This window comes from Mycobacterium sp. (genome assembly GCF_032162605.1).
Classification (GTDB): Bacteria; Actinomycetota; Actinomycetes; order Mycobacteriales; family Mycobacteriaceae; genus Mycobacterium.
Map to the genome: position 1 here is coordinate 1 of NZ_JAVROT010000411.1, position 14,227 is coordinate 14,227.

Genomic DNA, 14,227 nt, shown 5'->3' on the forward strand with positions numbered 1-14,227 from the left:
TGTTGTTCATGAAGAAGTAATAGGTGTTGATCGAGTCGTCGAGGCGGAACCGCTCGCCGAACTTCGACTTGACCTCGGCAAGGCGGTCGGCGTCGGGCGGGTCGACCATGAAGTCGATGGTGTTCTGCTCGACGCCCGTCACCTGCGCGGTGTTGCTCTTGTTCTGGGTGACGGTGATCTTGTCGACGTTCGCGTCGGCGACTTCCGTTGCGCCGGCGTCCTTCACGGTCTTGAAGTTCGGGTTGCGCTCCATCGTCAACGTCTGGGGCGCTTCGACTTTTGTGATCATGAACGGCACGCTCGCTGGTGGTGGGTTGTTCGTCGCGTCCTTGTCGAGCGGCGTGCTCGGCGGGACGGGCGCTGCGAACGGGAGCGCCAGAACGCCGTCGAAGGTGCCGTTCGCTTCGGTCAACACGATCGTGATGTCACCCGTGGCGTCGTCGGTGGTGATGCCGCTGATCGTGGGGGCCTTGCCGTCGGCGTAGTCAGTGGCGCCGACGATGGGCTCGTAGAACACCGAGCCTCCCGAGTCGGCCTTGAACAGCCGCTGGATGGCATAGGTGAAGTCGGATGCCTTGATCGGTGTGCCATCGGAGTACTTCATGTTCGGACGCAGTGTCAGCTTGTAGGTCTTGCCGTCCGCGGAGACCTGTGGCATGTCCTTTGCCAGGCCCGGTACCACCTCGGTGCCGGGTTCACCCTTCGCGTGCCGATAGGTCAGTAGCGGAGTGTAGGTGTTGTACAGAACCTCCCACCCTTCCAAGGTGTAGGAGAGCTGAGGGTCGACGTAGTCGGGGAACGACGTCATCGAGACGTTGATCTCCCCGCCGCCGCCGCCGCCGCTGCCGCCGCTGGTGTTGTTGGAGCCACCTCCGCAGGCGGCCACTCCGAACGTGGCCAGCGCGGCGACGACGCCGACGGTCACCGCTTTGCGCAACTTGCTCATCTAATACCCCTTGGTCTTTGTCCGGACGGCGTCCATTACCTGTACGCCTCCTGCCGGGCTGCCACTGCATCTTTTCCGAAATACGGCGGATGGCAACTCGGGGATTCAGGAATCGGGCCTCGTCGCAGGCCCGTGGTCTGCGAAATACCAGGACGTGGTGGCGGCCTCGCGGGCCGTCTGCGCCAACGGTCCGGTTGCTGAGAATGCTGCACTCGGGTTACCGCAGCGTGGCGCGCACCGGAATTCTTACTGTATTCGGCACCATTCGCCGGAAAATTGACACACTTGCTGGTTGACAGTGCGAGGTAGCGGGTGAGGCGTTGGTGGCGATCACCGGAAAACCCTCAAAAAAAATGAGCGATTCGGCGTGTTCAACCGCCCAGCAGTTCGTGGAGGTTCTCGGCCGACGTGTGCGCCGGGTCGATTACCCGACCGGTAAGGCCGCTGATGGCGCGGCACGGCAAAGGTCGTCGACCGCCTACCCGCTGACGATGGTGGGCACCGTTACCATCGAAACCCGTGGCGCGTAACGATGGTCCCGGGGGACCCCCAGACGACCCGTACTACTCCGACAGCGAGCCAACGCAGTACGGCAGCTACCCCCGCAGCGAGCCCACTGCGTGGAGCGAGCCGACGGCGTACGGGAATTACGGGGGCCTCCAGCCCGAGTATGGCCAGGAGCCCCCGCCCGAACCGCCCACCCCGTGGTACCGCACGCCGGCGGGCCTCGTGAGCATCGGCGCCGTCGCGGTGATCCTCATCGCGCTGATCGTCTACGCCATCGTCACTCTGACGGGGGGCGGCGACGCGACCAGTCCGACGTCGACCACGTCGACCACGTCCGGCGCCTCGTCGACGAGTGCGGGACCGCAGGCGCCTGTGCCCACCGGCGGCACCGAAACCGTCACGCAGACCGAGTCGCCGAGCACCACCACGGAGACTCCGAACACCACGTCGTCGACGGAGAGTCCCACGACAACCACTACGACGACCACCCCGAGCACTAGTACCACGGTTTCGACGAGCACCAGCACGAGCACCGTGACTCAGACGGTGACGGTCTCGCCGGGCTGACTCAAGAGAACCCGGGCGGCGGCGGAAGCGGAGAGGGTTAGTTCAGCATCGCGCCGTCAGCAGGCGTTGGTCGTTCGGGAGCTTGGTTCAGGTGTGGCCGACGTCCGCCCGTCCGGCAAAGCAAGTTTGAACACCGTCCGCACGGTGAGTAAGTACTGATGGATCAAGTGACCCGTCGTGTAGGGCAGGTCGTACTTGTCGCACAACGCCCTGACCCGTACCGCGATCTCGGCGTAGCGGTTGCTCGGCAGGTCGGGGAACAGGTGGTGCTCGATCTGGTAGCAGAGGTTTCCACTCATGAACGCGAGCACGGGTCCGGCGTCGAAGTTCGCACTGCCCAACATCTGCCGTAGATACCACTCGGGCTTCGTCTCGTTCTCCAACGTCTCCGGGGTGAACTTCTCGGCGCCGTCGGCGAAGTGCCCACAGCAGATCACCGCGTAGGCCCAGACGTTGCGCAGCACGTTGGCGGTGACGTTTGCGCCGAGGGTGCGACGCCACCGTCTGCGACTCAGCGCCGGGAACACCACATAGTCCTTGCCGGTCTGGCGGCCGATCTTGCGCAGAAGCGCGCGGTTGTGAACGGACTTCGCGACGTCGTTGTCAAGACGCTCGTGCTCGGAGTACAGATCGTGCAGCGCGATCCCCCACTCAAAGGTGATGGCCAACAGCAGACTTCGCAGTGGCTGAAACAGATTGGACGGCTTCCACTCCTGGTCCGGAGTGACCCGCAGCACGCCGTAGCCGAGATCGTCGTCCACGCCGAGAACGTTCGTATTGACGTGGTGGCGGTAGTTGTGCGAGTAGCGCCACTGCGAGGAGAGCCCCGCCATGTCCCACTCCCACGTGGTCGAGTGGATCTCGGGATCGTTCATCCAGTCCCACTGACCGTGGCCGATGTTATGGGCCAATTCCATGTTCTCGATGCTCTTGGAGGCCGCCAGGCCGGCGGTGCCCACCATCCATCCCCGCTTGCCCTTGGTGCCGGCGATGACGAGACGGGAGGCAACCTCCAGGACGCGCTGGACCGTGATCGTGCGACGGATGTAGGCCCGGTCCTTGGCACCGCGGCTCTCTTCGACGTCGCGGCGGATCTCGTCAAGGGCGTCGGCGAACGCCTCGAGGTCGGATGAGGTGAGATGGGCGAATTCGGTGACATCGGCGATGGCCATGGTGTTGCAGTTTCCAGTCAGCTCGGACGGCCCTCGTCGATTGACCCCGACTCGGGTGGCGAATCGGCGGGGTCCCGGCCCAAACGCAGATACAGGGAGTATTGCTTCCCTGCCCGTGTATGTGCCTACAGCCTAGACGCAGAAACGTGCCTTGGCGCTGGGTCCGCGGCGGCCGACGATCGTCGATGTCCGGTCGGCGTAACCGAGGGCTTGCTTCGACGCACGATCGGATGCGCGCCTACTCGTCGTTCGACTTCTTCGCTGGGGCAGGCTTCTTGTCCGCGGCATTCTTCGCCGCGTCGCTCACGTTCTTGGCCGCGTCGTGGACCGTCTTCTGGACCCCAGCGACGGTCTTCTTGATCTGGTCTTGTCCGTCCTTGGCGATCTTGTTCAGGGTCGCGGCGGTCTTCTTGACCGACTTTTCGACGTCTGCCCCGGCCTTCTTCACCGACGCCTGCGTCTTCGCGTTCGCCGCCTTGATATTGGCGTCGAGGTCGGCACGCGCCTTCTTCGCCTGATTCTGGACGTTCGTAATGGGGTCAGCCGCGTCCTTCACCTCACCGGGCAGCTGCTGGTACGCGGTGAGCGTGTCGTCGGAACCGTGCGCAATCCAGATTCGGTCAAGGACATCATCGAAGCAGACCGGGATGCGTTCCGCGCCGAGGTGCTCGACGTCCGCGATACCGCGGCGCTGCGCGCCGTCGTCGACCGCACGGTCGCCGGCGAGGAACTCTCCGACGAGCAGATCGAGGGCATCCTCGACACCAATCTGACGGCATCCATCCAGTTCATCCACGCCTTGCTTCCGTCTATGCGCGCAAACGGTGGCGGACGTATCATCCAGATGTCGACCTACGGTGGCCAGACCGCCTTCCCAGGGAACTCGCTCTATCACGCACGCAAGTGGGGGATTGAGGGTTTCTGTGAGTCGGTGGCGCAGGAAGTCGAGCCCTTCGGTGTCGTTCTCACCATCGTGGAGCCGGGTGGTGCGCGTACCGAGTTCCGTTACGGTAGTGCGCAAGTCGCCGATGCACTGCCCGCCTACCGTGGCACGCCCGCCCGATCGTTCGAGAGGATGCTGTGAGTTGGAAACATCATCGGTACCCACCACTGAGGAGTCCCCATGTCCACCTGGTTGATCACGGGCTGTTCGACCGGCCTCGGCCGCGCACTCGCCGAGGCGGCCATCGCCGCCGGCCACAACGTCGTCGCCACGGCGCGTGACGCGACGAAAGTCGCCGACCTTGCCGACACCGCACCCGACCGGGTACTGGCGGTGGCACTCGACGTCACAGTGCCCCAACAAGTGACCTCGGCCGTGCGGGAGGCCGAAAAGCGCTTCGGCGTCATTGACGTCCTCGTGAACAATGCTGGTTACGGGTACCGCGCCGCCGTCGAAGAGGGCGACGACGCCGATGTACGAGCGCTTTTCGAGACGCACTTCTTCGGCACGGTCGCCACGATCAAGGCTATCCTGCCTGGCATGCGGGCGCGCCGCTCCGGCGCCATCGTCAACGTCTCTTCCATCGGCGTTCAACTGACGCCGCTGGGCTCCGGGTACTACTCGGCAGCCAAGTCCGCCGTCGAGGGACTCAGCGGCTCACTTCACGGTGAGCTGGCCCCGCTTGGCATTTCGGTGACCGTCGTCGAACCGGGCGCGTTCCGCACCGACTTCGCCGGCCGCTCGCTGACCCAGTCTGCCGTGACCATCGCGGATTACGCCGACACTGCGGGCAAGCGCCGCAAGGAACACGACACCGCCCACGGCACTCAGGCTGGCGACCCCTTCAGAGCCGCGGACGCCATCATCAACGCCGTCGAAGCGGATGAACCTCCTTCATTCCTACTCCTGGGAACCGACGCACTGACCAATTACCGACGCATCGCCGATGAGCGGTCAGCCGAGATCACCAAGTGGGAGAAACTCACCGCCAGCACGGACTTCGACGCGAAATGACGCCTGGATTCGCAGTCGTTCCCGTATGCCGCAGCGGTGTCGACGTGGCGGTAGCCGGTCTGCAACGCGGTCTCGACCGCGGCAATGGTCTCCTCCGGCGGGGTCTGATAGACCCCGAGGCCGAGTGCCGGCATGGGCACGCCGTTGTTCAGAGTGAAGTTGGGGACGCTCTCTCCTCGACGCTAGGCCCCTGCACTGCCACGCGGGAGGGCCTGCTGGGACAGGCACTGGCAGTACCTCTCTTTGGCGACGATTGCCAGGATCGCCAGTGTTGACCACCCGGCCGAACTCGCCGAAGTCGGGATTGCCCCAGAAGCCACCGTTGACGCAGGAAGTCTGCAACCCGGCCCGGTCGAACTCGCATTGACCGCAGGACACCGCGATGACGAAGTCACCGACACCGAGGGTGGTGACCTCAGATCCCGCCTCCTCGACCACCCCGATGAACTCGTGTCCCATCGCCGCACCATCGGCAGTGGCCTGCATCGAGTGACACGGATGCAGATCGCTGCCGCACACGCAGGCCCGCGTGACGCGCACCAACGCATCGGTCGAGGTTTCGATCTTGGGCTCGGGCGCGTCGACGATGCGGACATCGCCCGCCCCGGACATGTAGGTGGCTTGCATGACTCCCAGTCAACGGGCGGATCACTCACCTGGGGAGTCACTGTCGTTCCAGGTACCGGAGTACCTCCCCCCGAACGGCTCGGTCGCGCCTACCGTGAAGGCATGACCAGCATGGACGTCCCCAACCTGCAGCAGGACCGTCAGGTGATCCCGAAGTCGGTGACGCCATCGCGCCTCGCCGAGAACTTCGACGTCTTCGACTTCGAACTGTCCGCCGAGGAACTCGAAGCGATCGACGCACTGGACACCGGTATCCGCGGTGGCCCGGAGCCAGAAGACATCACCGGCGACAAGTTCGGCATCAAGATCCCCGAAGCCTGAGGAGGCATCATGCACACACGTACGCTCGGCCAGGGCCTCCAGGTATCCGCCGTTGGTTTTGGCGCCATGGGCATGTCACAGAGTTACGGTCCCAACCCCGGGGACCGCGACGACATGATCGGCGTGATCCGTTACGCCGTCCAAGAGGCGGGAGTGACCTTCTTCGACACCGCCGAGGTCTACGGGCCCTACGTCAACGAAGAACTCGTCGGCGAGGCGCTGGCACCGCTGCGCGACCAGGTGGTCATCGCCACAAAGTTCGGCTGGAACATCGCCGACGGCAAGACGATTGGCACCGACTCGCGGCCCGAGCAGATCCGGCGGGTCGCCGATGCCTCGCTGAAGCGACTACGGACCGACGTCATCGACCTCTTCTACCAACACCGGGTGGACCCCGACGTTCCAGTCGAGGACGTCGCCGGCGCCGTCGGCGAGCTCGTGGCTGCGGGCAAGGTCCGCCACTTCGGGCTATCGGAGGCCGGCGTCGAGACGATTCGGCGTGCTCACGCCGTCCATCCCGTCACTGCGCTGCAGAGCGAGTACTCGCTGTGGACTCGGGATCCCGAGCTGGAGGTGCTGCCCACCTGCGCCGAGCTCGGTATCGGATTCGTACCGTTCAGCCCGCTGGGCAGGGGCTTCCTCACCGGTACCGTGGCGGCCGCGACGGAGCTCGCCGCCGATGACATGCGATCGACGATTCCGCGCTTCGCGGCCGAAAACATCGCCGCCAATGAAGAATTGGTGAATCGCGTGCGCATCCTCGCCGAGGCGAAAGGCGCTAGCCCCGGTCAGATCGCTCTGGCCTGGCTGCTTGCCCAGCAGCCGTGGATCGTGCCGATCCCCGGCACCCGACGCCGAGGCCGCATCGACGAGAACGCCGGTTCCGCGCAAGTGGCGTTGTCATCCGACGAGGTCGCCGATCTCGACGCGTTGGCCGCCCAGGTCGGCGTTCGGGGCGACCGCTATAACGCAGCCGGAATGGCGATGATCGGACTCTAGGAACGTCGACGGTCTTAGTTCTCTTCGACCCGCCATCGCGGCGAGTCCTGGCAGCACAACACATTCGGAGTCCGCTGAATAGGCGTCAGCTCGGGAAGATCGAGGTCTCAGCCGTAGGTTGGGCCGTATGGGCATGAGCATGAACTACGGCCCCGTGGGGAACCGCGATGGAGCAACGATCGGGGAAGGGCCGGCGGTGCGCGGTGAAGAGGTTCGGGACAGTCGAACCGACATGGACGCGTGTCTGCAGCGCACGCAGCTCTCGGTATAGGGCGTCTTGAGAGCCATCCCGTCAGGGAAACCTTGGGGTACCTGTCAGTACCCGGAACAGCAGAGTCTCTCTTGCCACCAAAAGCTGGTTCATTGGTCATGGACGCAATGAGGGTCTCCCAGCCGTTCACATGTGAATTCCGTATGCGTTCTCGCCGCGCTAACGCTCGGCTGCCTACGGTTGAGTGAGAGCCGTCATAGCAGTGACCCGTGCCGCAGCGCTGCGCGCCGACGTTCGACGACGAGAGGCCGATGCCGTGAGCGAAGACAAAGAATCCACTATCGATGCCAGTACGCGGTTCAACGTGAACCGGCGGACCTTCGTGGGTGCGTCGGTCGCGATCGGTGGTGCCGTGGCGACCGTGTCGCTGCTCCCTGGCTGCAGCGACGACGCCTCGCAAGACGACGCTCAATCTGCAGTCGTCCGCCTGCGGATCAACGGTGAAGAGCGTGACATCACCGTCGATAATCGAACGTCACTGTTGGACATGCTGCGCGAGCGTGCCGAATTGCCGGGAGGCGCAACGAACCCCCGCGCGACCAGTCCGAGGACTTGCCCTTCTCGACCCGCCGCCTCACCGGGTGCTTTGCTCAGGGCGCCGCCGGTTCGCACTCGGCGACTCCCAGATGCCACAGGCCCCCGTCCACGGCGGCTCGCAGACCATGGCCAGCGTCGGATCCGGAGTCCTGAATTGCGCGAACATGCTGCGCGACCGCTTCATTCGGAGCGCCGTCGTCGACCCGGGGTCACCTCTGACTGGCCTGCGCCCAGAACAGGTCACGGTCACCGATGGACGCATGATCGCCGTCGATGAACCGTCCGCGGTGGGTCCTACCAGGATCTCCTGCGTCGGCGCGGGTGGGGTCCCTTGGACGCCGAAGAGACGTGGACGCCGAACGAGGCCGAGCACAGCCGATTCTCGATGCACGCCGACGGCGCGGTGTTCGCCGAGGTCGCCGTCGACGAGCAGCTCGGCACCACCAGGGTGCGGCGCATGTATGCCGTCTACGACGCCGGGCGAATCATCAATCCGATGCTCGCCGACAGCCAGGCCATCGGCGGCATGGTCGGCGGGATGGGGGCGGCGCTGTTGGAGGCCACCGAGCTCGATCACCGCGATGGCCGAATCGTCAACGCCAACATGGCTGATTACCTGGTTCCCGTCAACGCCGACGTGGTCATCCTGGCCGCGGCGTTCCTTCCCGGAGAGGACATCATCGCCGACCCGCTCAGCGTGAAGGGCCTCGCCGAACTGGTCTTCGTCGGTGTCCCCGCAGCCATCGCCAACGCCGTCTTCAACGCCACCGGCCGTCGCATCACCGACCTGCCGATCACCCTCGACAAACTGCTTTGATGCCTGGAAAGTCCATCTCAACCATGACGATGAAGAGAAGCCAGGCGCGCCGGGCTCAGGCACTCGGCACATTTCACGGGTTGTCCGTGGGCCTGGTGATACCGGCCGGTGTCGGGTTGCTCGCCGCCCGTGCAGCGGAGCCGACCGACACTCCAACGGCAGCATCTAGGGCCGACTCGTCGCTCGGGAGGGCCGAAGTGTCCTGCGTGCGAACATATCCCGCACGCTACGAGGCGGGTGTCCGCGGATTGATCGGTTGTCACCGGGGCCGAAGATGGAATTTCGCGATCGCGCCGAATGTGGCAACGCCAACGGCGCTGCCCAGGGAGTGGGTGAACATGTTGTTGCCCGTCACGACAACGCGTTCGCTCCGAACCGGCGTAGCGTCGGAAGCAGCAGGCAGTCAAGGGGTGGCCTCATGTTGAGCATCTACGTGGTGTCGGAAGAGCAGTATCTCGACGTTTCCCCGACGGCGCTCTTGATAGGCGCGACAGGTCTCGTAGCACTGTTCGTCTTATGCCTCGTCGCGGACAAGGCAATCGGGTGGCTTCGAAGTCGGCAATGAGCCCGTCTCTCGCAAGTTCGGTGTTGGGTCGCGGTAACCGTGAGAGCGCCCGGGTACTTCTCGCCCGCCCACGGCCAAGCCTCGAGTGTGGATGAGCCTTCGGAGCTAGTGCATGGCGCTGGCCTGGCCAGCGTGGGGCCGATGACGGGAATCGAACCCGGGTACTCAGCTTGGGAACACGGTCGGAGGCGTATCGGAGAGTCTGCGTGGATGTTGGAGGGAATGCGACCTGCAGATATGCGTGTAGGTAGGTGCAGGGGAGTACGGCTCAATCCGGCTTGCTCGTGACCCTGACGTGACCCTGACCCGCGTTTGTGATGACTCCACCTGGGACGGGTCTGTGGCCCTCAGTTGGGCCGGCTCCATGGCTAGCTCCCAATCGCGGACGACCGTTAACAGTGCCTCGGGTGCCGGGTCTGTGAGCGACGAGATTTCGCCGGCTGAGTTGACCGTTCCGCGGCTCTCGAACAGCGCGAAGCAATCCTGCCCATGTAACTTTTGAAGCGAACTTCACGGCGGCGGCACCTCGGTCGTAGAGATAACCAGCGATGATCTGTGTCACTACCCGGCGCGATGTGGTGATCTCATGAAGATCCACGTGGGCTAGCTGGTGTTCCACCAGAAGGTCTGCGTGGGCAATCTCGATCACTCGCCGCGTCGGCGAGTCGGTCAGGTCGACGATATGCCCATTCAGGCCGAGCACCGCGGGCACAAGGACATTCTGTTGTCGCCATTTGGCCGTGACCGGCTCGCTGGGTACGTCGGCGGCCGCCTCGGGGCCGTAGCGTTCGATGAAGCGTTGAACTGCGCCAGCGTTGGGCCGGTAATCGCCGAGCATTTCGCGTAGGCATGTTTCGGCGCACCGTGCCAGGTCGCCCGGCACTGCGCTTCGGGTACCGCACGATCCAAGACGGCGTAATTGGGCGCTCAACCACTGCAGGGCATTGGTGGGCATGGCAGACGAGCGCATGGTCTCACGGTGAGCGCGAGCCAGGGCGGTGCTCTATTAGGCTGCGGTCAACACCCCGTCCAGCCCGGGTCCCCTCGTGGGCGGGATACACGTCGGCGTGGACGACGTACTTGCGGCCGATTTCGGCCAGTGGGATCTTGACCGATGATCTGGCGGGTGTGGGCCTGCACCACGGGGCGCGATGCGGCGCACCGGCGGACTTTGGTGCGGCTCCTGCCGTCGTATGGTTTCATTCGAGCACCGATGCGACGGTCGCCTCCAGCGATTGCGCCGGGGGACTTGTCGGCTTCTAACGAATGGTTGGGTGTGCCTGAGATGGGTCGTCGCAGCATGATGTTGATGGCGGGGATTGCTGCGGTGGGAGCCGCGATCCCCCTCCCCGAGGCCCGGGCTTACCCGTCCCGACCGGACGCACCGGCGGACCGGGTGCCAATGCCCACCGCGCCGCCGCTTGATACAGCTGCCGTGAACTACATTTTCCAGGACGAGTTCGATGGCCCGGCCGGCTCGGGCCCCGATCCGGCGAAGTGGATCGTGTGGAACTGGGACGCGGACGTCTTTCCGCCGCTCGTGGGGCATTACCGCGACGACCGCCAAAACGTGTTCGTTGACGGAAACTCCAATCTGGTCATCCGCGCCACAAAGGAAGGCGACCAGTACTTCACGGGCAAGCTCCAAGCCAACTGGCGAGGGATGATCAATACCACTTGGGAAGCCCGAATAAAATTCAACTGCATGACGCCCGGTTGTTGGCCCGCCTACTGGGCGGTGAACGAGGATCCTGACCCTGACGGCGAAGTCGACATCGTCGAGTGGTACGGCAACGGCCAGTGGCCTCCGGGAACCACGGTCCACGCCGCATCCAACGGGAAAACATGGGAAGGCAGATCGATTCCCGAGTTGGTGGACGGCAACTGGCACAACTGGCGAATGCGTTGGGACGAGGACGGTTTCAAGTTCTGGCGAGACTATGTCGACGGCGCGAAACCGTACTTCAGTGTGCCGCCGAAGCCCATCCAGGTCAGCGGCAGGCCCGGCGATATGCGGTGGCCGTTCAACAATCCCGGCTATTGGATGTTTCCAGTCTTGAACCTCGCGGTTGGTGGGCCGGGCGCAGGCGATCCCGCCTTGGGTAACTTCCCGGCGGACATGCTGGTCGACTGGATTCGCGTCTGGTAGACGCTTGGCGCTTATCGCGCCGCTTTGATCACCTGAACCAGGTTGAACTGCCACCGCTCGAGAAGCCTGAATCCCATGTCGTTCGGAACCGAGAACGCGGGGGTGACTCCGAAGCGTTGGCCTGGCGGCAGCATCGAAGCCTGTTCATGGGCGGGCCGCGACGTGTCGGCTTCGGTGATGATCCATACCACTCGGCAGTCGCTCAACGGGCCGGCGGTGGCCTCCGGTATGAGGTTGGTGTCGAAGACATCGTTGCGGTCCGTTGCACGTTGCCACAGGCTGAGGTCGATCAGCTTCCGGAAGGCATCAGGGCGCGCCGCCATCAATGGGCGCATCGGGGCGGGTTGGAACGTCACCGTGTCGTTTATCAGTAAGCAATCACCTGGCGCTGCCCTCGCGGTGATCAGATCGGCCACTTGGCTGTAGTCCATTCCATACTTTGCGTACGGGCTTCGTTGCACCAGAAGATAATTTGGCGCTGCGGCGAGGGCGAAGAGACTGACGAGAGCGGCCGCTATCCATGGCCTAACGGCCAATGCGGCGACGCACACCCCCAGGACCAGTGCCATCGCCGGTGCGGTGAAGCACAAGTAGCGTGGCGTATAGACGGGGTGGATGAACGCGGACCAGATGACGATCAGGGCCGTCGGTATCACGAGCCATGCGACCGCGATGGTCAATAGTTGCCGATTTGCCTCTCCCAGTTGTGCGGATGTGCAGAGCCACAAGACAATAGCCGTCGTTACGATCAGCGCCGACAGAAGCGCGAACGGGGGGCTTCTTTCGAAATATTGTTGAACCGTCACATCTTCGATCGTCCGGCGCCCAATCTGTGTGATCCAACTGATCTGGTGAACTTGACCAGCTGCCAGGACCATGAATGGCGCGAGAGTGCAAACAGCAAGCACCGATGTGATGGCGAAACTTACGAGAACCGTTCCGGTGCGCCGGAAGACACAGATGAATACGACGTGCGCCAAGAACAACAGAGCGAGGTACACGTCGAGCAGAAGCGAGATCGCCAGGGCGATGCCATAAAACAGCCAGACCCACGCGTTGTTGCGGCGCGCGGCGTGAACGAGCAGTACGGTCAGCCACACGGCGGCCATCATCGAAAGGGCATAGGGACGAGCTTCGAGGCCTGCCCACGTCGCCCGAGGCAGAATCGCGCACAGAATCCCGGAGGTCACCGCGAGCGTGCGAGACGAGAACTGCTTGCCCAGCACCACTATTCCGGCAGCGGCGCCTCCAACAGCCAACCCACTTGGCGCGCGGGACCAGAACTCCGTGGGCGGGAAAATCTGAAACCAGCCGTGCATGATCAGGTAGTACAGGCCGTGGACGGCGTCGACATTGCTCAACATCTGCCACAATTGTCCGAGAGAACGACTGTATGACGCCGAAATGGTCGCGGCCTCGTCGTACCAGAAGGACGGCCGGCCGGCGCCGGCCAGACTCACTGCGGCGCCCAACACTCCAACGACCAGCGGGTCGACCACAGCGGCTGCCTGCGCCAGCTGGTCAGCGGGAAGCCCGCCGCGGCCACGGTGGAACTCGCCGGTAGAGGAGACGCTCACCGAGCGGACCCAAGCACGTAGCGTTGTACGTCGCTATCACTCATCTGCACTCCCCGCTGATTACGCCGCTATGTTGCCAGAAGGGCACCGGGGCTTTCGGGCCTGTCGGTTCCCAGAGCCATCTGAACGCTGCACAGATGCTCGAAGACTGCGTGGAGCCCCCCTGTCAGGATTGAACTCGTCTGACGATGTAGGGGGAGAGTCCGAAGAGCCCACCCAGCTGGCGGGTTTCATCACCCGAGATCACTCGAAATTACTGTGATTGTCCGTCGCGTCAAATTGCACGCAGCCCGCCACACGTACGTGACACTGATGAATCTGAAAGGCGTTCCAGCTGCAGTGATTGCCGCGTGGATTGGCCATAAGGACGCAAGCCTGACGATGAAGCTGCTATGTGCATTCCCAGGACGATGCCCTCAAGGCGGCTGGTGCGACTTTGAATCGGGTGTGACTGGAGGTGTCGTCGGGCCGCGAGGCCAACGGTCCATCACGGGCTTCGCCAGACGCGCTGCGTTCAGTTCGAGACGTGTTGACCCGTCGCGAGATCGGAGCTGGTGATCTCGGAAGGGACGGTCAAGCAGCACGTAAAGCACATTCTTCGTAAGTTGCGCGCCGGCGAAGACAGTGCGGCATTCCGGGCTGATCTGTCGAACGGCGATGAGGTCGCGAAACTGTTCGACATTGCAGACGCGGTGCGTGTGCGCAAGCCGGTTGCCACCGAGCCGCTCCGTGGAATCAGGGTCGGTCGACATCGGTCACGCCCGAGATCGTAGCCAGAGCCAATTCACAGCTAACGGTTTCGGTCATCCGTGTCGGGCACTCACGGTTCAACGACCGTCGAGAATGGGCCTCGTTCAGTCGTCAGACCGGCCCGTAGGGTGCATTGACCTGCGGCTTCGTGGAGCCGATGACGGAATCGAACCCGCGTATTCAGCTTTGACCCGGAGCTAAACCCCGGCGATGCACGCCGTGGGCGACCGGGCGATGGCGAAGCTGCGGCGGCGCGAAGTACCGGTAGCAGGTAGGCAAGCCTTCCAGGTGGCCGGGGACACAAATTGATGCCTGCTGTGATGACGGTCACTGACCAAACGCCCATTCTTAGACCACAGCCGGACAGTACCGGCCATGGAGGTAATTATGTGGACTGTAGTCACATCGCATGGGCAACGCGTGGACGGTATAACGCATGAGCACATCGCATTCAGCACTGTGCAT

Annotated in this window: 12 protein-coding genes and 4 pseudogenes; 11 read left to right on the top strand and 5 right to left on the bottom strand. The window is 63.7% G+C overall.

Annotation, left to right across the window (positions count from 1 at the left end):
• Positions 1–946 (bottom strand): ABC transporter substrate-binding protein (locus QOI01_RS23290; protein WP_526385152.1); only part of this gene is annotated, 946 nt, incomplete at its 3' end.
• 323 nt (positions 947–1,269) lie between these two features.
• On the opposite strand from QOI01_RS23290, the gene QOI01_RS23295 reads away from it, so the two are divergent.
• Positions 1,270–1,476 (top strand): hypothetical protein, encoded by a 207-nt coding sequence (locus QOI01_RS23295; protein ID WP_526385154.1) that lies wholly within the window; start codon positions 1,270–1,272, stop codon positions 1,474–1,476.
• The gene (locus tag QOI01_RS23300) at positions 1,466–2,020 is read left to right on the top strand and encodes a hypothetical protein (RefSeq protein ID WP_526385156.1); all 555 of its coding nucleotides are present in this window, start codon (positions 1,466–1,468) and stop codon (positions 2,018–2,020) included. The genes QOI01_RS23295 and QOI01_RS23300 overlap by 11 nt, the downstream gene beginning before the upstream one ends.
• A 56-nt stretch (positions 2,021–2,076) precedes the next feature.
• Here the strand turns inward: QOI01_RS23300 and QOI01_RS23305 are convergent, their stop codons facing one another.
• Both QOI01_RS23305 and QOI01_RS23310 read right to left on the bottom strand, forming a co-directional pair.
• Complete coding sequence (locus tag QOI01_RS23305; protein WP_526385158.1) at positions 2,077–3,192, bottom strand: fatty acid desaturase family protein; 1,116 nt, start codon at positions 3,190–3,192, stop codon at positions 2,077–2,079.
• A 238-nt stretch (positions 3,193–3,430) separates the two neighbouring features.
• On the bottom strand, positions 3,431–3,748 hold the full coding sequence (locus tag QOI01_RS23310) for a hypothetical protein (protein WP_526385160.1): 318 nt from the start codon (positions 3,746–3,748) through the stop codon (positions 3,431–3,433).
• Between the two features lie 108 nt (positions 3,749–3,856).
• Here QOI01_RS23310 and QOI01_RS23315 point away from each other — a divergent pair, with 108 nt between their 5' ends.
• Entirely contained in the window at positions 3,857–4,276 is a 420-nt protein-coding gene (locus QOI01_RS23315) for an SDR family oxidoreductase (RefSeq protein WP_526385170.1), read from the top strand.
• Positions 4,277–4,315: 39 nt separating this feature from the next.
• Complete coding sequence (locus QOI01_RS23320) at positions 4,316–5,149, top strand: SDR family oxidoreductase (protein ID WP_526385162.1); 834 nt, start codon at positions 4,316–4,318, stop codon at positions 5,147–5,149.
• On the opposite strand, the gene QOI01_RS23325 is transcribed toward QOI01_RS23320, so the two are convergent.
• On the bottom strand, positions 5,090–5,776 hold the full coding sequence (locus QOI01_RS23325) for an alcohol dehydrogenase catalytic domain-containing protein (RefSeq protein WP_526385164.1): 687 nt from the start codon (positions 5,774–5,776) through the stop codon (positions 5,090–5,092). The genes QOI01_RS23320 and QOI01_RS23325 overlap by 60 nt on opposite strands.
• A gap of 123 nt (positions 5,777–5,899) precedes the next feature.
• Between QOI01_RS23325 and QOI01_RS23330 the strand changes: the two are divergent.
• The 6 genes and pseudogenes from QOI01_RS23330 to QOI01_RS23355 all read left to right on the top strand — a co-directional run.
• A pseudogene (locus tag QOI01_RS23330) lies at positions 5,900–6,097 on the top strand (aldo/keto reductase); the annotation flags it as partial.
• Positions 6,098–6,106: 9 nt separating this feature from the next.
• A complete protein-coding gene (locus QOI01_RS23335; protein WP_526385166.1) occupies positions 6,107–7,096 on the top strand; it encodes an aldo/keto reductase in 990 nt (329 codons plus the stop codon).
• A gap of 632 nt (positions 7,097–7,728) precedes the next feature.
• Positions 7,729–7,884, top strand: a pseudogene (locus QOI01_RS23340) ((2Fe-2S)-binding protein); the annotation flags it as partial.
• A gap of 79 nt (positions 7,885–7,963) precedes the next feature.
• A pseudogene (locus QOI01_RS23345) lies at positions 7,964–8,721 on the top strand (xanthine dehydrogenase family protein molybdopterin-binding subunit); the annotation flags it as partial.
• Between the two features lie 1,468 nt (positions 8,722–10,189).
• A pseudogene (locus QOI01_RS23350) lies at positions 10,190–10,404 on the top strand (twin-arginine translocation pathway signal); the annotation flags it as partial.
• A gap of 167 nt (positions 10,405–10,571) precedes the next feature.
• On the top strand, positions 10,572–11,435 hold the full coding sequence (locus QOI01_RS23355; RefSeq protein WP_526385172.1) for a glycoside hydrolase family 16 protein: 864 nt from the start codon (positions 10,572–10,574) through the stop codon (positions 11,433–11,435).
• Between the two features lie 11 nt (positions 11,436–11,446).
• Here the strand turns inward: QOI01_RS23355 and QOI01_RS23360 are convergent, their stop codons facing one another.
• Positions 11,447–12,952 carry a glycosyltransferase family 39 protein gene (locus QOI01_RS23360; RefSeq protein ID WP_526385174.1) on the bottom strand — a complete coding sequence of 502 codons (1,506 nt, stop codon included), beginning with the start codon at positions 12,950–12,952 and terminating at the stop codon, positions 11,447–11,449.
• 614 nt (positions 12,953–13,566) lie between these two features.
• Here QOI01_RS23360 and QOI01_RS23365 point away from each other — a divergent pair.
• On the top strand, positions 13,567–13,785 hold the full coding sequence (locus QOI01_RS23365) for a hypothetical protein (RefSeq protein ID WP_526385168.1): 219 nt from the start codon (positions 13,567–13,569) through the stop codon (positions 13,783–13,785).
• Positions 13,786–14,227 lie beyond the last annotated feature (442 nt).